Here is a 17,446-nt window from a genome sequence, read left to right as displayed (position 1 = left end):
TGCCCGCTCTTGGTATATTGGGCGGCCATAACCATTTGATCTCCTGCCGCTATGCCAGTGCGGCACGCAGGAGCCCGACATGCTGAAGTTCATCCTTCCAATCGCCGCCGCCGCCGGTCTGGGCGCGATCGCTTTGTCGTCGGGGGCTGCGAATGCGGAACGCGCCATTCCGATCCCCGCTGCCGCACAGGATGTCCCCAGGGCGACAGGCTTGCAGACCGCCGTCCTGGCCGGCGGGTGTTTCTGGGGCATGGAGGCGGTGTTCGAGCATGTGAAGGGCGTGAAGTCCGTCACGGCGGGCTATGCCGGCGGAACGCGCGACACGGCGAGCTACGATCAGGTCAGCACGGAACGCACCGGCCATGCCGAGGCGATCCGGATCGTCTTCGATCCGGCGCAGGTCAGCTACGGCACGTTGCTGCGCGTCTATTTCTCGATCGCGCACAACCCGACCGAACTGAACCGGCAAGGCCCGGACACCGGCCCCAGCTATCGCAGCGCGATCTTCCCGCAGACGCCTGCGCAAAAGGCAGTAGCGGCGTCCTATATCGCGCAACTGGGAAAAACCCGTGCGTTCGGTCGGCCGATCGTGACGAAGCTGGAGGCCGGACAATTCTTCCCGGCCGAGGCGTATCACCAGAACTTCTTCGATCGTAACCCGACGCATCCGTATATCGTAATGTGGGACAAGCCGAAGCTTGCGGCGTTCAAGGCAGGCTTTCCCACGCTGGCGAGGTAAAACCCGTATCGCCGGTTCAGGCGGCCAGCGGGAACCTCAGCAACCGATCCTCGACCGCGATCACGGCATGTGCGCTGCCGCCGACCGCTCGGACGATCTCCGGATGCGTGGCGTCCAGGCCACCGGTCAGCGATCCGAAGGCCGGCAGGATGATCTTCGACGGCGTGGTGACGAAGCAGCGCCGCGACACCAGTTTGCCGCGCACGCGCAGGCGCAGTTTCGGATGAAAATGTCCTGATAGTTCCGGCCGCGTCTCGGCCGGATCGGCCTCGTGCCGCAAGACCAGACCATCGACCTCGGCCTCGTCCACCACCTCGCCACCGCAGCGATCGATCCGGGGATCATGGTTGCCGGTGATCCACATCCAGCGATGCGCGCCGGTCAAGGCGCGCAGCAACGCCTGCGCCCGTTCGGGCAGCCGGTCGCATCCGGCGCTGTCGTGGAAGCTGTCGCCCAGGCACCAGATCTCGCGCGCACCCGTCGTGGCGACCAGATCGGTCAATTCGGTCAACGTCTGGATCGAGTCATAGGGCGGCAGCATCTGACCGCTCCGGGCGAACCAGCTCGCCTTTTCGAAGTGCAGGTCGGCGACCAGCAACGCCGCGCGCGCGGGCCAGAACAATGCGCCCTGGCGAAGTGCACGCAGATCGTGCCCGGCGAACGAAAAGGGAACCATGCCCGCGCTATGCCGCGAATGTCATAATGGATCAACGCTTTGAATTATATCGCTTGCGCTGCACTGCAACAGGCGTAGAGCGCGCCGTCCTTCATCAAAGGCCGACATCCAATGTCTTCTGCTTCTGAAACGCCAGGGCAGGCGCACTCCACGAATTCCGCCGCATCGCCGGCCACGCAGAACCATGTCCCCCCGGCACCTCGCCCCGCGCTGATCGCGCTGACGGTGGGCGCGATCGGCGTCGTGTTCGGCGATATCGGTACCAGCCCGCTGTACGCGTTTCGCGAGGCGCTGAAGCTGACAGCGGAGGGGGGGATCGACCCGAGCGAGATATTGGGCGTGCTCAGTCTGGCGTTATGGGCGCTGATCCTCGTGGTCACGGTGAAATACGTGCTGTTCCTGATGCGCGCCGACAATCAGGGTGAAGGCGGCGTGCTCGCGCTGACCGCGCTTGCACGGCGCGCGCTTGGCCGCCGCTCGCTGATCGCGATCGTTCTGGGGGCCAGCGGGGCGGCCCTGTTCTACGGCGACGCGATCATCACGCCCGCTTTGTCGGTGCTGTCGGCGGCCGAGGGTTTGCGCACGATTCCCGGTCTGGAAACCGCAATTACCGATAATACGATCCTCGTCCTGACGATCGGTATTTTGATCGGCCTGTTCATGATTCAGGCGCGCGGGACGGCGCGGGTGTCCGCCTTTTTCGGGCCGGTGTGCATCCTGTGGTTCCTGTCGATCGGTGCGCTGGGGCTGTGGCACATCGCCGACGAGCCTTCGATTCTGCGGGTCTTTTCACCGCTCTACGGGGTGATGTTCCTGGCCGACCACGGCGTCACCGGGCTGTTCGTGCTGGGCGCGGTGTTCCTGACGGTGACGGGCGCGGAGGCGCTCACCGCGGACATGGGGCACTTCGGACGCCTCCCGATCCGCATCGGCTGGTTCACCCTCATCTTCCCAACCTTGTGCATCAACTACCTAGGACAAGGAGCCTTCGCCCTCGCCGCGTTGGAACAGGCGCAGGCGGAAGGGAGGCCGTTCGTCAACCAGGACTGGTTTTTTGTGATGGCGCCGGACGGTTTGCGCCCCTGGCTGGTGGGGCTATCGCTACTCGCCACAATCATCGCCAGCCAAGCGGTGATAACCGGCGCCTATTCGCTGACGCAACAGGCGATCCAGCTCGGCCTGTTGCCAAGGCTGCGGATCCGCCAGACGTCGGCGCGGCATGCGGGACAGATCTATCTGCCGGCGATCAACTGGCTGTTGTTGACCGGGGTGCTGGTGCTGGTGGTGCAGTTCCGAACGTCGTCCGCGATGGCGGCGGCGTACGGGATCGCAGTGACGGGCACGATGGTGGTGACGACCTGTCTTGCCTACATCGTCGTGCGGCACCGCTGGAACTGGGGACGGCCGCTCTCGGCCGCGGTGATCCTGCCGTTTCTGGCGCTGGACTGCGTGTTCTTCGGGGCGAACATTCTTCGCGTGGTGGAAGGTGGATGGGTCCCGTTGGTCATCGCCGCGGCGATCGGATTGCTTGTCTATACGTGGGTGCGCGGTCGCGGGATCGTTCGCGCGTTCGAGGAAGGCCAGAGCATCCCGCTCGCCGATCTTGCCTCAGCACTCGCGCGCCGCCCGCCGGAACGCGTGGAAGGCGTGGCCGTGTTCCTGACCGCCAACCCGAATAACGCCCCGGGTGCGCTGCTGCACAATCTGAAGCACAACAAGGTACTGCACGAACGCAATCTGATCGTCAGCGTCCGCACCACGGACCGGCCGATCGCGGCGGACGAGGATCGCGTGAAGACGGAGAAGGTGGATGAGAACTTCGCCATCATCATCCTGACCTACGGCTTCATGGAAACCCCCTGATGTTCCAGCGGATCTAGGCTTTGGCGGGCCTGTGGTGAAGAACGCGCTCAATCCGGCCAAGACGAGCTACTTTATCGGCCGAAACACGCTGAAACCGGCCGCGAAGGAAGGAATGCCGCTGTGGCAGGACCACATCTTCATGTTCCTGCAACGCAATGCCAGCGACCCGACGGACTTCCTGCGCATCCCGCCGGGCAAGGTGCTGGAACTGGGCGAGCAGGTCGCCGTCTAGCGCCTATCCCGCATAGGCCTTGACGAGATCGAACAGATAGTCGCGGCCTTCGTAAAGCGATTTCACGCGGATGCGTTCATTGAGGCCGTGGATGCCGTTGAAATCGCTGTCGATGAAGATGCCGGGCACGCCGTAGACCGGGATCCCGATCGCCTGGAAGAAGATGCCGTCGGTCGCCCCCGTCGACATGAGCGGCACCAATGGCACGCCCGGAAAATGCTTCGCCGCGATCGCCTTTGCCGGGGCCATGATCTTGGGATCCAGCGGGGTTGGGATGGCGGTCGGGCGGATCGGCTGGTTGATCGTCAGCTTGACCTTGGGCCCGGCCAGCTCCTGCAACTTCGCCGCCGTCGCCTCGACCGTCTCGCCCGGGAAGATGCGGCAGTTGATGTTGGTGGTGGCGCGCTGCGGCAGCGCGTTTTCGGCATGGCCCGCATTCAGCAAGGTCGCGACGCAGGTGGTGCGCAGCGTCGAATGCATCGTCTTGTCGCTGCTGACGATCTTGTCCGCCGCGGCATCGGCCGGATTGGCCAGCAACGCCTTGATCGCCGCACTCATCGGCGCGGGCGTCGTCTGCGCAGTGGCGGTGAAGAACGCGCGCGTCGTATCGCTGAACTTGATCGGGAATTCATAGCCCCGGATCGCCTCGATCGCGTCCGCCAGTTCGTAGATCGCATTGTCCGGCACCGGTTGCGAACTGTGCCCGCCGGGATTGGTCGCGGCGAGCGTATAATTCTGCGCCGCCTTCTCGCCGACCTGCATGGCGAGCGCCTGATGCTTGCCGTCGTCGCTCAAGCGGCCGCCGCCACCTTCGTTCAGGACGAATTCGGCGGCGATCAGGTCTGGCCGCTCCTTCGCCAGATATTGTGCCCCGTTCCACGCGAAGGTGGTTTCCTCGCCACAGGTCAAAGCGAGCTTGATCGTGCGCTTCGGTTTGTAGCCGGATTGCTTGAAGCGGATCATGCTGTCGGCCCAGACCGCGGACATCGCCTTGTCGTCCACGGTGCCGCGCGCGTAATAATAGCCGCCTTCCTCGATCAGCTTGAACGGATCGCGGACCCAATCCTCGCGCTTCGCCTCGACCACGTCGAGATGGCCGAGCAGCAGCATCGGCTTGGCGTTCCGGTCGCTGCCCGCCAGCACGGCGACCAGACCGCCCTCCTTCGGATGATCGGGGACCGAGAATTGCGTGATGTCCTTGTCCGCGAAGCCCGCCGCCTTCAGGCGCGTGGCGATCTGCGCCGCGGCCTGCGTGCAACTGCCCGCCGACAGCGTCGTGTTGGTTTCGACCAGTTCCTTGTACAGGCCGAAAAAGGTCTGCTGATCCGGGGTGAGCGCGGTTTGTGCCGCGGCGGGTTGCAGCGCCACCGACGCCAGCAGCGCGCCCATCGTTGCCCGTGTGAAGTTCCGCATGTCCTGCCCCTTTTCGACCGATTTGGACGCAGCGTAGAGCAGCGCACGGTCAAAGCAACGGGTTAAGAACCGGTTAGAACCGGCGCGGCAGAGCGAGCCGCAATTCGCGGTTGGGGAAATCGATATCGACGCGGCGGAACAGGCGCAGCGCATCCATTCCGAGCAGCAGGGCCGGTTTGTCCGCCAGTCCGAATTGCGCGAACGGGGCGGCATCGGCAAAGGCGACGGGCAGATTGTCGAATCCGATGCTGCCGATCTTCACCGCGCCGATCTGCGTATAGTCGACCTGCATCGTCTCGCCCGTGACGCTCATCACCCCGATCGACTTCATCGCGCCGTGCTGCACGCGGCGTTTCAGCGCCATGTTGCCCATCGTGATCGGGGTGCCGGTATCCAGGATGACGCGCACGCGGATCGACCCGTAAAAGGCGTCGGTCACGACGAGTTGCCCGTACAGGCTCCTGGCGCGCACGACGATTTCGTCCGGGGCCGCGCGGCGCAGCGATTTGCGGCGCGTGGCGGGCGAGACGGTCATGCGTTGCTGGTCGAAATCGATCGATAGCGCGCGATCCTGCAACGTATCGATGCCGAGCAGTCCGGATGCGCCGAGATGCGCCTGTTCCAGCGCCGGCGCCTCGATCCGGCTGCCGCCGAACGCGCCGACCGTGATCACCGGGATGATGACGGTCGCGGTGCTGCCGGTGCCGGTCATCGTCGTCATCCGCACGGTCCGGCCGGGCTGGAGATTCAGCACACCGGCCAGTTCGCGGGAGATGACGGTGCGCTGCGCCCCGGTATCGACGACGAAGCGGTACGGCCCGGCGCCGGAGATGGTCACCGGCAGCGTCATCCGCTCATCGACCTCCGCAAAGGTCAGCACCGGCGGGGGCGGGGATGTCGTCGTGTCAATCGGTTCCTGCGCGACCGGTTCGGTGCCGCGGGCGACGTTCGACACGGTCAGCAGCAGGGCGGCCAGGGCAGGCGCGATCGTCATGACACGAGGGTGCGCCCGATCCGGACCCTTTGCAAGTGGTTGATCGGGGGTGGGATATGGGCGGACGGGGGCGCTGTTACCGGGCTATTGGAGGGTGCGGTTGGTATCATTCGCCGTCGTCATTCCCGCGCGGGCGGGAATGTGGATTCACGTTTGAAGTGCACCGTTTGAGAGAGCGATGAATGCCTCGGCGGGTGTCTGGAAGTCGAGGCATTTTCTGGGGGGTATTGTTGAGGCGTTCGGCATAGGCACAAAGTTGGCGGTGGGTGATCGTATTGAGATCGGTCTTGCGGGGCAGGACGCGGCGCAGCCGTCCGATGGTATTTTCGACCCCGCCTTTTTGCCAGGGGCTGCGGACATCGCAGAAGAAGGTGGCGACGCCGAGACGATCGCGCAGGCGATGATGCTCGGCGAATTCGGTGCCATTATCGAAGCTGATGGTGCGCCGCATGTCGCGGGGGATGGCGCCGAGCCGCGCTGCGATACGGCTGGCGGTCAAGGCGCCTTTGCGGTGCGGTGGCTTGTCGAGGATGGTGAAGCGGGTTGTCGTTCGTGCATGACGAGGATGTTGTGGCCGTATCGGGCGAACAGCATGTAGTCGGCCTCCCAGTGGCCCGGCTGGTCGCGCCGGTCGGCCTCTGCGGGCCGTTCGGACAGGGGTATACGGTGCTGGATGAAGCTGGCCGGACTGCCGCCGCGGCGTGCATATCGCCCGCGCCTGAACTTCGCGCGGGGCAGCAGGCGGTGCCAATGGTCTTTCTGCGCCGAGCGGTGATAGACGTAGCGATAGATTGACTCATGGCTGATCACGGTGCGACCAGCATCACGCGCCAGCCGGCCGGCGATCTGTTCGGGGGAATGTCCCATCGCAAGGCCTTTCCTCACGATCTCTCGCAGGTCCGGCTGGCGTACCAGCTTGAAGCGGCCGTCCCAGCGCCGCCGCCGTGCCGCCAGCGCATGCGCCCGCGCCGGGGCATAGCCCCCATCCCAGACCTTCGTCCGCTGGCTGTTGCGCCGCCGCTCGCGACCGATCGTCGTATGATCCCGGCCGATCGCCGCCGCTATCGCACGATCCGACAGCCCGGCGGCATGCAACCGCGCAATCTCGATCCGCTCGTCTAGGCTGAGCTGCCTGTATCTTCGCCCCATCGCACTACCACCCTAGCAGTGGTGCACTTCTTTCGTGAGTCCAGGGAATCCATAGTGGCTGGCGCTGGTGTGTCGGGTTCGTGTGTCATGATTATGGATTCCCGCCTGCGCGGGAATGACGGGTTTGGAGTTGTCCCGGCTCTCTCCAGCCGTTCGTGCCAAGCCTGTCGAAGCACCTGTCCGTGGCGCACGTCCTTCGAAAGGCTCAGGACGAACGGAGGAGTGTGTGTTTCCGCTCCCATTCATGGACTGGGTTCCTGCAGCCATCTCCGTTCGTTTCGAGCGCAGTCGAAAGACAGGCGACAGGACGAATGCCACGGTTTCTCGACTTCGCTCGAAACGAACGGAGAGTGGGGTATCGGGCGACTCACCCTAATCCAGCCGCATCGCTTCCTCGGCGAGTGCCTCCGCCTCGATCAGCAGGGCGTCGTCGGCGGTGCCGGTGGCGACCTTTTCGCGGCCGATCAGCGTCAGGACGGGAACGGCGAGGGGGGAGACGCGGGGGAGGTCGACGTGCAGCATCGTCTCGGCGGCGCGGTCGAGCAGGCTGGCGAGACGGCCGACATCGGTCATGCGAGCGCGCGCATCCGCCCAGGCGGCTTCCATCAGCAGATGGCCGGGTTCGTATTTGCGCAGCACGTCGTAGATCAGGTCGGTCGAGAAGGTGACCTGCTTGCCCGTCTTGCGCTTGCCCGGATGCTGCCGCTCGACCAGACCGCCGATCACGGCGACCTCGCGGAAGGCGCGTTTGAGCAGGTGGGATTGCTGCACCCAGTCGACGAATTCGTCCTCCAGGATATCGGACGAGAACAGGGCTGCCGGATCGGTGATCGGCGTGAGCCCGTAACAGGCCAGCGCATAGTCGTTCGACACGAAGCCGAGCGGCTTCAGACCCAGCGTCTCCATCCGCCGCGTGACGAGCATGCCGAGCGACTGGTGCGCGTTCCAGCCTTCGAAGCTGTAGGCGATCATGTAATGCCGGTTTTCGTGCGGGAACGTCTCGACCAGCAACTGGCCGGGTTTGGGCAGGGTCGAGCGTTTGGCCTGCACCTCCAGCCATTCGCGCACGTCGTCGGGGAAGCGGTGCCATTCGCCGGGTTCGGCGAGGAAACCGCGCACCCGGTCCGCCAGATTGGTCGATAGCGGCATACGCGCGCCGCCATAGGTCGGGATGCGCGCCGGGCGGGCGGTGGCGCGGACGAGCAGATCCTCCGTGCTGATACCGATCACTTCCAGGCTCATGCCGGCGAAGAAGAAGGTGTCGCCATTGGTCAGCGTCGCGGCGAACCCTTCCTCCACCTTGCCGAGGCTGCGGCCGTTCTTGAACCGCACCGTCAGCATCGTCGCCTCGACGATGATGCCCGCGTTGAGGCGGTGTTGCGCGATGAACTTGGGGTGGCTGACGCGCCATGTGCCGTCCGCATCCTGCGTCAGGCGGCGGAACTTGTCGTACGCCTTCAACGCATAGCCGCCGTCGCGGATGAAGCCGAGCACGCGGCTGAACGTCTCCTCCGTCAGCGCGGAATAGGGAAGCGCCGAGCGGATCTCGTCCAGCATCTCCGCCTCCCGGAACGGCGCGGCGCAGGCACAGGCCATGATATGCTGGGCCAGCACGTCCAGTCCGCCGGGGCGGAAGATGTCGGGATCCAGCTCGCCCGCCTCGACCGCGTCCAAAGCGGCGCGCGCCTCCAGATATTCGAAGCGGTTGCCGGGGACGAGCACCGCCTCGGACGGTTCGTCGAGCCGGTGATTGGACCGGCCGATGCGTTGCAGCAGACGCGACGACCCCTTCGGCGCGCCCATCTGGATGACCAGATCGACATCGCCCCAGTCGACGCCGAGATCGAGGCTGGCGGTGGCGACGAGGCCACGCAGCTTGCCCGCCGCCATCGCGCCCTCCACCTTGCGCCGCGCCTCCAGGCTGAGCGATCCGTGGTGGACGCCGATCGGCAGGCTCATCGCATTGACCTTCCACAGATCCTGAAAGATCAGTTCGGCGAGGCTGCGCGTGTTGCAGAAGACGATCGACGTCTTGTGCGTCTCGATCTCGGCCATGACCTGTTCGGCGGCATAGCGGCCCGAATGGCCGGACCACGGCACGCGGCCCTCGGGCAGCAGGATCGCGATATTGGGATCGGCGCCGTTCTCGCCCTTCACCAACATCACCTGATCGATGTCGCCATCGGGCGCGAGCCAGGCGCGATAGCCGTCCGTATCGTCGACCGTGGCGGACAGAGCGACGCGGCGCAGCGCGGGCGCGATATGCTGCAACCGCGCCATGCACAGGCTGAGCAGGTCGCCGCGCTTGCCGGTGGCGAAGGCGTGCACCTCGTCCACCACGATCGTCCGGAGCCCTTCGAACATCAGCATGCTGTCGGGGTAGCTGAGCAGCAGACTGAGCGATTCGGGGGTGGTCAGCAGGATCTGCGGCGGCTTGATCCGTTGCCGCGCCTTGCGGTCGCTGGGCGTGTCGCCGGTGCGCGTCTCGACCCGGATGTCGAGGCCCATCTCCTCGATCGGCGTGATCAGGTTGCGCTGCACGTCGACCGCCAGTGCTTTCAGGGGCGAGACGTACAATGTGTGCAGGCCGCTGCCGCCCTTCGGCGTCGGGCGTTCGATCAGTTCGGCGAGCGTGGGGAGGAAGCCGGCGAGCGTCTTGCCCGCGCCGGTCGTTGCGACGAGCAGGCCGTGACGCCCCGCGCGCGCGACGTCGAGCATCTCCAGCTGGTGGCGGCGCGGGGACCAGCCCTTGGCGGCGAACCAGTCGGTAATGGGGGCGGGCAGAATCATGTCCGGCCGATATAGGGTGGCCGGGAGCGGTTCGACAGGATGCTGTTCCGGGAGGACGGGGGCGAGAGCGGCCGCGGCGTCAGTTCGCGCCGTCACGCCGCCGGTCGTCGGCCTCCTGTTCGCGGCGGACGCGGGTCGCCGCTTCGTCCGATGCGGCCTTGTCGCGGCGCGACATACGGTTGTTCAGGATCGCCCATAACAGGACGCCACCCAGGATGATCGGTCCGCCGACGACCACCAATGCCCAAGGTATACTGGTATCCACCGCGTTGATTCCCTTGCTGAATTCTCCAGATACCGGGTCAACGCGGCCCTCGCCCGAACGATCCTTCGCAGGGGTTTCGACCGGGTGCGGGTGGAACTTCGCCGCCGGCCGATCATAGTGTCTGGATGGCAAAGCTCGGCGACTGGATCGAACCGCATCCGCACGGCATCTATGTGAAGCCCGCCGATATCTGGGTCGATCCCTCGCGCCCGAGCCCGCGCGCGCTGGTGACGCATGGCCATGCCGATCATGCGCGCGGCGGGAACGATGCGGTGTGGGCGACGCCTGAGACGCTGGCGATCATGCACACGCGCTACGGTCCGCAGGCGGGGCATCCGGTGGCCTATGGCGAGACGCTGTCGCTGCCGGGCGGGGTGGAGGCGACATTCGTGCCGGCCGGGCATGTGCTGGGATCGGCGCAGATCGTGCTGGATCATCGCGGCGAGCGGATCGTCGTGTCGGGCGATTACAAGCGGCGCGCCGACCCGACCTGCGCGCCGTTCGAGCCGGTCAAATGCGACGTGTTCATCACCGAGGCGACCTTTGGACTGCCCGTGTTCCGGCATCCCGAAACGGGCGACGAGATCGACAAGCTCATGGCGGCGCTGCGGGCGAACCCGACGCGCTGCGTGCTGGTCGGCGCCTATGCGCTGGGCAAGGCGCAACGCGTGATCCGCGAATTGCGCGACCGGGGGCATGACGATCCGATCTACCTGCACGGCGCGGTGCAGCGATTGTGCGACCTGTATGTCGAACTGGGCGTCGACCTGGGCGAGCTGCGGCCGGCGACCGATGCGCCCAAGGCGGACCTGATGGGCAAGGTGGTGGTCGCGCCGCCGGGGGCGCTGAACGACCGCTGGTCGCGGCGATTGCCCGATCCGATCACCGCGATGGCGAGCGGGTGGATGCGGGTCCGGCAGCGCGCGGTGCAGCGCAACGTCGAACTGCCGCTGATCCTCAGCGATCATGCCGACTGGGAGGAATTGACCGAGACGCTGATCGAGATCGCACCGAAGGAAGTGTGGGTGACGCACGGGCGGGAAGATGCGCTGGTCCACTGGTGCATGACGCGCCAGATCAAGGCGCGGGCGCTGGCGCTGGTGGGGTATGAGGACGAGGACGACTGAGCGTTCACTCCGGCGCCGGTTCGTCCTTCGTCCTCATCGTGGCAAGCACGGCGGGGGCGGGGCTGCCGGCATCGATCATCGCCACCATCTTCGCGGCCATATTGTCGCGCGGGGCGTGCGGATCGAAGGCGAGCGGGATCAGCATGTAGCGCGCCTCCTTCACATCGCCGCCGGTCAGCGTCTGGCGGATCGCCATCAAGCGCAGGCCGGCATCGTGCGGCGAGAGTTCGAAGGCGCGCATCAGCCCCGCGACCGCGCTGTCGGACGGCTTCTGGTCCGCGACCAGGAAGCTTTCGTAGAACATCATCAACGGCTCGGCGTCGTCCGTATCGATCCGGTTGGCCTTGATCAGCCAGCTTCGCGCTTCCTTCCAGACGGCCGGATCCTTCGACCTGGCATCGACCGCGCGGCGAATGCGGGCGCGGCCCTTGTAGAGCAGGGCCTGGACGTATTTCGGGTCCGCCGCCAGCGCACGATCGGCGGCGGCTTCGCACTCGGGGACGTTGCCCGCGTCATATTCGGCCTCCGCCAGCACGCCCTGCGCGGCGGGATCGTTCGGGAAGTCGCGCGCGCGGCGGCGGGCTTCGGGCAGCAGCGCCAGCGCGGCGGGACGGCTAACGCCGCGTTTCGACCGCATGCGGACCGCCATTGTCTCGGCCTCGCCCGGGGACAGCGTGCGCAGGTCGATGCGGCCGATCTTCAGCCGGTCGGGCGGCACCAGCAGCCCGGAAAGCGTGCGGCTATTGAGGTATTTCTCCATGTCGCGCGCCAGGGTCTTGAGGTCGCCGAACGCGGTCTGCGCCGCCTCCAGGCTGGGTTTCCCCTGGTTGATCAGCTGCAGATAGGTGGACAATTGCCCGCTACGCGCGGCGTCGAACGTCAGCATGTGCGCCAGCAGCCACGCCCGGCCGTAGAACACGTCCTGCTGCGCCGCGGACAGTTTTGCCTTGCTGTCTTCCAGCAATGTCGCGATCGGCAGCGGCTGGGCCAGGACGAGACCGTAAGCACGGTGGTTCGCGGCACCGCCCAGCTGCACTGCGCCGTTCCGCTCGACCTTTGCGGTCGAATTGAATTCGGCGAACCCCTCGACGAACCAGCGCGGATAGGCGGCAGCGAAATTCTCCAGCATGATGTGATGTGCATATTCGTGGAACAGCACGGTGTTTGCGTTCAGGTCGTAGGGATCGGACGGATTGCTGCCCTGTCGCGGCGTGAAGGCGATCGAACCCCCGGCGCGGGGCACATAAAAGCCGGCAACGTTTTTACAGTTTTTCCCGCACATCTGCTGGACGGCAGTGACGTTCGGCAGGACGTAGATCGTCAGCCGGTTCGATCGCCGGCCGGCTACGTTTTCCACCGCTCGCGTCAACCGCATCGCGCCATCGACCCGCTCCAGCCGGTCGGCAAAGTCGCGCAGCCAGCGCTCGTCGCTGTTCGCATAGATCAGGAAATGGTCGCTGCTCGCCTCACGCCAGTCGGCAAGGGCTGGCGCCGCGCAGAACGTCGCGCAGAACAGGGCGATCCCGGCGATAGCCCGATGGAAGACGCGCATCAGCGCGTCGGCTGCGTGACGATACCCGCGGTAACGTTGACCATGACCCAAACCCCCGATCGGTTATCAGCATCCGAATAGAGCCGGATTGCGGGTCAGTGGCAAGCGATCAGCCCGCCCCCTCCAGCGCGCGGGCGCGGCGGCGCTGGACGGACGATCCGATCCCCAGCGCCTCGCGATACTTCGCCACGGTGCGGCGCGCGATATCGAACCCCTTGGAATTCAACTGTTCGACGAGCGTATCGTCGGACAGGATCGTATTGCCTTCGCCCGCGATCAGGGAGCGGATCGCAGCCTTGACGGCCTGCGCCGACACCGCTTCCCCGCCTTCGGACGACTGGATCGCGCTGGTGAAGAAGTATTTCAGCTCGAACAGGCCACGCGCGCAGGACAGATATTTGTTGCTCGTCACACGGCTGACGGTCGATTCGTGCATCTCGATCGCCTCCGCCACCTGTCGCAACGTCAGCGGCTTAAGATGGGCGACGCCGTGCAGGAAGAACGCCTCCTGTTGCTTGACGATTTCGGTGGCGACCTTGACGATCGTCCGCTGGCGCTGGTCCAGCGCCTTGACCAGCCAGTTCGCGCTGGCGAGCATATCGCCCAGCCAGGCCTTGGACGCCTTGTCCTGCTGACCGCCCGACAATTCGACGTAATAGCCGCGATTGACCAGCAAGCGGGGCAGGGTGGCGGCATTGATCTCGATCGCCCAGCCATCCTCGCCCCCGATCTTGCGGCGGGCGATGAACACGTCGGGCGTCACGGCCTGCGCCGGTTCCCCGCCGAACCGGCAGCCAGGCTTGGGATCGAAACTGCGGATTTCGCGGATCATATCCCCCAAATCCTCGTCATCGACTTCGCAGATCCGCTTCAGCCGACCGAGTTCGCCCCGCGCGAGCAGTTCCAGGTGATCGATCAGCCGCGCCATGCACGGATCGTATCGGTTCGCCTCGATCGCCTGCAATTTCAGGCATTCGGAAAGATCGCGCGCGCCGACCCCGGTCGGCTCGAACGTTTGGATGATCGACAGGACATGTTCGACCCGCGCCAGCGGCACGCCGAGCCGGTTGGCGATTTCCAGCAACGGCACGGTCAGATATCCGCACTCGTCGATCTGGTCGATCAGATGCGCGGCGATGAAGGCGTCCGCACCGTCCACCACCGGTCCCGCCTGCGCGAGCAGATGATCGGCCAGGCTGAGATCCCCGGCCGCGAACGAATCGAAATCGGGGCCATCCTCCCCCCATTCCGCCGCCACCGGCGCCGCTCATCCCGAGCGATCCGTCCATTCCGGCGCCGCCCACATCGGCGGGACTGTCGTGATGGAAGCTTTCCGCGGTGAAATCCACGTCGAGCGAAGCCTCGCCGGTCGAATCGCCGCCCATCACCAGTTCGTCGGCAGTGGCGGGTTCGCTGCGCGGTTCGGCGGGCGCCTCGCGTTCCAGCGTCGGGCCGTCATCGTCCGATCCGCTCGCCTCGAGCAGCGGATTGCGCTCGATCTCCTCGGCGATGAAGCCTTCCACTTCGAGATTGCTCAGCGCGAGCAGGCGGATCGCCTGCTGCAACTGCGGCGTCATCACCAGGGATTGCGATTGACGCAGATCCAGGCGCGGCGCGAGACTCATCCGAAAAGGACCGGTCGAGAAAGGCGTGCGCACGCGTTCATAGGCTAGAGCGAGAAGCCCTCGCCCAGATACAGCCGCCGCACGTTGGCATCGGCGACCAGTTCCGCAGGCGAACCGGTGAACAACACGCGGCCATCGTAAATGATATAGGCGCGATCGACAATATCGAGCGTTTCCCGGACGTTATGATCGGTGATCAGCACACCGATGCCGCGATCCTTCAACTGGCAGACCAGGTCGCGAATATCCGAGATCGAGATCGGATCGATGCCGGCAAACGGTTCGTCGAGCAGCATGATCGACGGTTCGGCCGCGAGCGCGCGGGCGATTTCGGCACGGCGGCGTTCGCCACCGGACAGCGCCATTGCCGGCGCGTCGCGCAATCGGGTCAGCCCGAATTCGCCGAGCAGCTTTTCAAGCTTCGCGGCGCGTGCATCCTTGTCCGGTTCGGCCAGTTCCAGCACGGTCAGGATGTTCTTTTCGACCGACAGCCCGCGGAAGATGCTGGTTTCCTGCGGCAGATAGCCGAGCCCCAGGATCGCCCGGCGATACATGGGCAGCCCGGTGATGTCGTCGCCGTCCAGCATGATGCGGCCGGAATCCGGCTTCACCAATCCCATGACGGAATAGAAGCAGGTGGTCTTGCCCGCGCCGTTCGGACCCAGCAGCCCGATCACCTCGCCACGCCCGACGCTGACCGAAACGTCCGTCAGCACGACCCGCTTGTCGTAGGATTTGGCGATCGACACGACCGCCAGCCCCTGGCCGGTGGGCTTTTCGTGGATCGGCGGCATCTGTTCGAGGATCGCTGTGTCGGTCATCTGCTCGACTGCTCGCATCTTGAGGTTAGCATAAGCTTACCAGGATCAATTTGGCAGGCTTCGTGCATGGCTCATGCCGCAGACTGAGGCCGGTTGGAAGGGTGTAGCGGCAAAACGACCTGTTTCCCGCGCCCTCCGGTGGGGTTCGGCGTGGGAGTTGCTACGGCCCGCGCGTACCGCGTAGGGCGGATCGACATTCATCCCCACCCCTCCGGCGAAGGCCGGAGCCCAGTCGCGGGAAGGTCCTTAACGAAACGCAGCCTCCGGTATGGCAGCTTTCCCAACTGGACCCCGGCCTCCGCCGGGGTGGTTTGGGTGCGCACATACCTTCGCGGCTGGACGTCGATCGGGCCTAGTTCGTCGAGGGCTGATCCCGCTTGGGGACGGAGAAGCGCCCGGTGACCCGGCCGCCCGGCGCGGTCGTCGTCGTGCCGTCGCCATTCTTGCGCGTACCCGCAACCGACGACCCGTCGATCACCGCGCGGCCGCTGTCGAGGTTGATCGTCAGCCGCCCGCCATTCACGGTATTGCCGCCCTGCGTCAGCGTGACCGCGCCCAGCATTGTCACAACGCGCCGGTTGAGATCGTAGACCGCGAAATTGCCGCGCGCCGTCTGGTCGGGGCGCGTCACGACGACGCCGCCGGCCGCATCCAGCCGCGAAACCTGCGGGCTGCCGTCGATCACCTGCCCCGTATAGGACACCGTCATGCGCGCGGACCGCAGCGTCATTTCCGCCTGCTTGACCGATACGTTGCCGGACAGGACGGCGCGGTTGGCCTTGTCCTGCAATTCGATATGATCCGCGCCGAAATCGATCGGCGCATTCGAATTGTGCCGCGTCTGCGCCGATACGGCAACGGCGGCACCGATCGTGATGGCCAGTGGTAGCACGCCGTTCAGGGCAAGGCGGAAAAGGTTCGACATGCCGGCTATTTCGTCTTTCCGGGCACGATCCGCAAGCGGGCGTTGCCGTCCAGCGTAACGACATGCGTTTCGAGGTCGGCCTTCATCGCATTCGCGCTAAAATTGCCCTGCGGCACGGTGCCGGTGACCGCGCCGCCGCTGCGCAGCTTGCGCGTCTTCAGGTCGACGATCGAATCGTGTGTGTCGAGCCGGTATCCTCCGGCCGCCTTGAACAGGATCTTGCCGTCCATCATGATCTGTTCGGTGGTCATGTTGTACCGCCCGTTGTTCGCGACGATGCTGGCCGGGCCGTCGGGCAATTGCATCGCGGCGGACAATGTCTTCAGCCGGACGACGGGTTCGGACGAACTCTTCTGCACCGCATTCTCGGCGGTCAGCGCGAACGGGCGACCCTTGCCGTCTTCGCCGCGATAGCGCGCCTGCTGGAGCAGCAGGCGCTCGCGAGCGACCTCGACCTTGTTCTTGTCGAGCAGGAAGGAGACGTCGCCGCGCATCGTCAGCGGCGCCATGACGAGGAATGCGGCGAGGATGCCGATCGCCACGGGCAGGCCGAACCGCGACAGCGCGACGAGCCGGTCGTGCCGACTGCCCGGCGCGGCCCAGATCTGCCGCTCGGACCGGACCTGGGCGGCGGTATCAGACATGTGCGAAGATGTCGGCCTCGGCCCAGCCGGCGATGTCGAGATCGGCGCGGTGCGGCAGGAAGTCGAAACAGGCCTGCGCCAGTTCGGTGCGGCCCTCGCGCGCCAGCCGGCGATCCAGTTCGTCGCGCAACCGGTGGAGGTAGCGCACGTCTGACGCGGCATAATCCCTCTGCGCGTCGGAGAGGACCGGCCCGCCCCAGTCGGACGATTGCTGCGCCTTGGAGATATCGGTCTGCAGCAACTCGCGGACGAGTTCCTTCAGGCCGTGCCGATCAGTGTAGGTGCGCACCAGCCGCGACGCGATCTTGGTGCAATAGACCGGCGTGGCGTCCGTCTTCAGGTAATATTTGATCGCCGCCAGGTCGAAGCGGCCGAAGTGATACAGCTTCACCCGGGTCTTGTCGGCAAGCAGCGCGCGCAGGTTGGGCGCTGCGTAATCGCTGCCGGGCGAGAAGCGGACGAGATGCTCGTCCGGGCCGCCGTCCGACAATTGCACGACGCACAGCCGGTCGCGCGGGGTCAGCAGGCCCATCGTCTCGGTGTCGACGGCGATATCGGCGCCATCGGCGAACAGGCCGGCGGGCAGGTCTTCTTCATGCAGATAAACGGTCATCCGATTCGCCTAGCGGCG

The 17,446-nt window shown here is 65.6% G+C and carries 12 protein-coding genes and 3 pseudogenes; 3 read left to right on the top strand and 12 right to left on the bottom strand.

All coding sequences use genetic code 11. The features are described 5' to 3' along the window. The first annotated feature begins 79 nt into the window (after positions 1 to 79). Entirely contained in the window at positions 80 to 739 is a 660-nt protein-coding gene (gene msrA, locus H5J25_RS17425; protein ID WP_202093236.1) for a peptide-methionine (S)-S-oxide reductase MsrA, read from the top strand. Between the two features lie 16 nt (positions 740 to 755). Here the strand turns inward: msrA and pdeM are convergent, their stop codons facing one another. Next, entirely contained in the window at positions 756 to 1,415 is a 660-nt protein-coding gene (gene pdeM / locus H5J25_RS17420) for a ligase-associated DNA damage response endonuclease PdeM (RefSeq protein ID WP_202093233.1), read from the bottom strand. Positions 1,416 to 1,526: 111 nt separating this feature from the next. Here pdeM and H5J25_RS17415 point away from each other — a divergent pair. After that, positions 1,527 to 3,510 (top strand): annotated as a pseudogene (locus H5J25_RS17415) (potassium transporter Kup). Between the two features lie 3 nt (positions 3,511 to 3,513). On the opposite strand, the gene H5J25_RS17410 reads toward H5J25_RS17415, so the two are convergent. The 5 genes and pseudogenes from H5J25_RS17410 to H5J25_RS17385 form a co-directional block, all read right to left on the bottom strand. Continuing rightward, the gene (locus tag H5J25_RS17410; protein ID WP_225883212.1) at positions 3,514 to 4,923 is read right to left on the bottom strand and encodes a M20/M25/M40 family metallo-hydrolase; all 1,410 of its coding nucleotides are present in this window, start codon (positions 4,921 to 4,923) and stop codon (positions 3,514 to 3,516) included. 73 nt (positions 4,924 to 4,996) lie between these two features. Then, positions 4,997 to 5,917, bottom strand: a complete 921-nt coding sequence (locus tag H5J25_RS17405; RefSeq protein ID WP_225883211.1) for a retroviral-like aspartic protease family protein — start codon at positions 5,915 to 5,917, stop codon at positions 4,997 to 4,999. Positions 5,918 to 6,064: 147 nt separating this feature from the next. Beyond that, a pseudogene (locus tag H5J25_RS20940) lies at positions 6,065 to 7,066 on the bottom strand (IS30 family transposase). Between the two features lie 372 nt (positions 7,067 to 7,438). Further along, positions 7,439 to 9,856: a ligase-associated DNA damage response DEXH box helicase gene (locus tag H5J25_RS17390; protein WP_202093229.1), complete on the bottom strand. Its 2,418-nt coding sequence runs from the start codon at positions 9,854 to 9,856 to the stop codon at positions 7,439 to 7,441. A 79-nt stretch (positions 9,857 to 9,935) separates the two neighbouring features. Further along, positions 9,936 to 10,253 (bottom strand): hypothetical protein, encoded by a 318-nt coding sequence (locus H5J25_RS17385; RefSeq protein ID WP_202093226.1) that lies wholly within the window; start codon positions 10,251 to 10,253, stop codon positions 9,936 to 9,938. On the opposite strand from H5J25_RS17385, the gene H5J25_RS17380 reads away from it, so the two are divergent. Beyond that, on the top strand, positions 10,247 to 11,248 hold the full coding sequence (locus tag H5J25_RS17380) for a ligase-associated DNA damage response exonuclease (protein ID WP_202093224.1): 1,002 nt from the start codon (positions 10,247 to 10,249) through the stop codon (positions 11,246 to 11,248). The two genes, H5J25_RS17385 and H5J25_RS17380, sit on opposite strands and share 7 nt — an antisense overlap. A gap of 4 nt (positions 11,249 to 11,252) precedes the next feature. Here the strand turns inward: H5J25_RS17380 and H5J25_RS17375 are convergent, their stop codons facing one another. From H5J25_RS17375 to H5J25_RS17350, 6 genes and pseudogenes are all read right to left on the bottom strand, one after another. Then, the gene (locus tag H5J25_RS17375) at positions 11,253 to 12,800 is read right to left on the bottom strand and encodes a hypothetical protein (protein ID WP_202093222.1); all 1,548 of its coding nucleotides are present in this window, start codon (positions 12,798 to 12,800) and stop codon (positions 11,253 to 11,255) included. A 109-nt stretch (positions 12,801 to 12,909) separates the two neighbouring features. Beyond that, positions 12,910 to 14,425: pseudogene (gene rpoN / locus H5J25_RS17370) on the bottom strand (RNA polymerase factor sigma-54). Between the two features lie 44 nt (positions 14,426 to 14,469). Next, a complete protein-coding gene (gene lptB / locus H5J25_RS17365; RefSeq protein WP_202093219.1) occupies positions 14,470 to 15,246 on the bottom strand; it encodes an LPS export ABC transporter ATP-binding protein in 777 nt (258 codons plus the stop codon). A gap of 352 nt (positions 15,247 to 15,598) precedes the next feature. Further along, positions 15,599 to 16,171, bottom strand: coding sequence for an LptA/OstA family protein (locus H5J25_RS17360; protein WP_202093217.1), 573 nt, complete (start codon positions 16,169 to 16,171; stop codon positions 15,599 to 15,601). Between the two features lie 5 nt (positions 16,172 to 16,176). Further along, entirely contained in the window at positions 16,177 to 16,815 is a 639-nt protein-coding gene (gene lptC / locus H5J25_RS17355; RefSeq protein WP_202093214.1) for an LPS export ABC transporter periplasmic protein LptC, read from the bottom strand. Next, positions 16,808 to 17,428, bottom strand: coding sequence for a ribonuclease D (locus tag H5J25_RS17350; RefSeq protein ID WP_202093213.1), 621 nt, complete (start codon positions 17,426 to 17,428; stop codon positions 16,808 to 16,810). The genes lptC and H5J25_RS17350 overlap by 8 nt, the downstream gene beginning before the upstream one ends. Positions 17,429 to 17,446: the final 18 nt, after the last annotated feature.

This window comes from Sphingomonas aliaeris, assembly GCF_016743815.1.
Classification (GTDB): Bacteria; Pseudomonadota; Alphaproteobacteria; order Sphingomonadales; family Sphingomonadaceae; genus Sphingomonas; species Sphingomonas aliaeris.
This window is presented reverse-complemented; position numbering and strand designations above follow the sequence as displayed.

Bases quoted from the DNA above. Each gene is read 5' to 3' on its own strand.
- H5J25_RS17390 (WP_202093229.1), bottom strand. From the start codon at position 9,856: ATGATTCTGCCCGCCCCCATTACCGACTGGTTCGCCGCCAAGGGCTGG.
- lptC (WP_202093214.1), bottom strand. From the start codon at position 16,815: ATGTCTGATACCGCCGCCCAGGTCCGGTCCGAGCGGCAGATCTGGGCC.
- H5J25_RS17360 (WP_202093217.1), bottom strand. From the start codon at position 16,171: ATGTCGAACCTTTTCCGCCTTGCCCTGAACGGCGTGCTACCACTGGCC.
- H5J25_RS17375 (WP_202093222.1), bottom strand. From the start codon at position 12,800: ATGCGCGTCTTCCATCGGGCTATCGCCGGGATCGCCCTGTTCTGCGCG.
- pdeM (WP_202093233.1), bottom strand. From the start codon at position 1,415: ATGGTTCCCTTTTCGTTCGCCGGGCACGATCTGCGTGCACTTCGCCAG.
- H5J25_RS17350 (WP_202093213.1), bottom strand. From the start codon at position 17,428: ATGACCGTTTATCTGCATGAAGAAGACCTGCCCGCCGGCCTGTTCGCC.
- H5J25_RS17410 (WP_225883212.1), bottom strand. From the start codon at position 4,923: ATGCGGAACTTCACACGGGCAACGATGGGCGCGCTGCTGGCGTCGGTG.
- H5J25_RS17405 (WP_225883211.1), bottom strand. From the start codon at position 5,917: ATGACGATCGCGCCTGCCCTGGCCGCCCTGCTGCTGACCGTGTCGAAC.
- msrA (WP_202093236.1), top strand. From the start codon at position 80: ATGCTGAAGTTCATCCTTCCAATCGCCGCCGCCGCCGGTCTGGGCGCG.
- H5J25_RS17380 (WP_202093224.1), top strand. From the start codon at position 10,247: ATGGCAAAGCTCGGCGACTGGATCGAACCGCATCCGCACGGCATCTAT.
- lptB (WP_202093219.1), bottom strand. From the start codon at position 15,246: ATGACCGACACAGCGATCCTCGAACAGATGCCGCCGATCCACGAAAAG.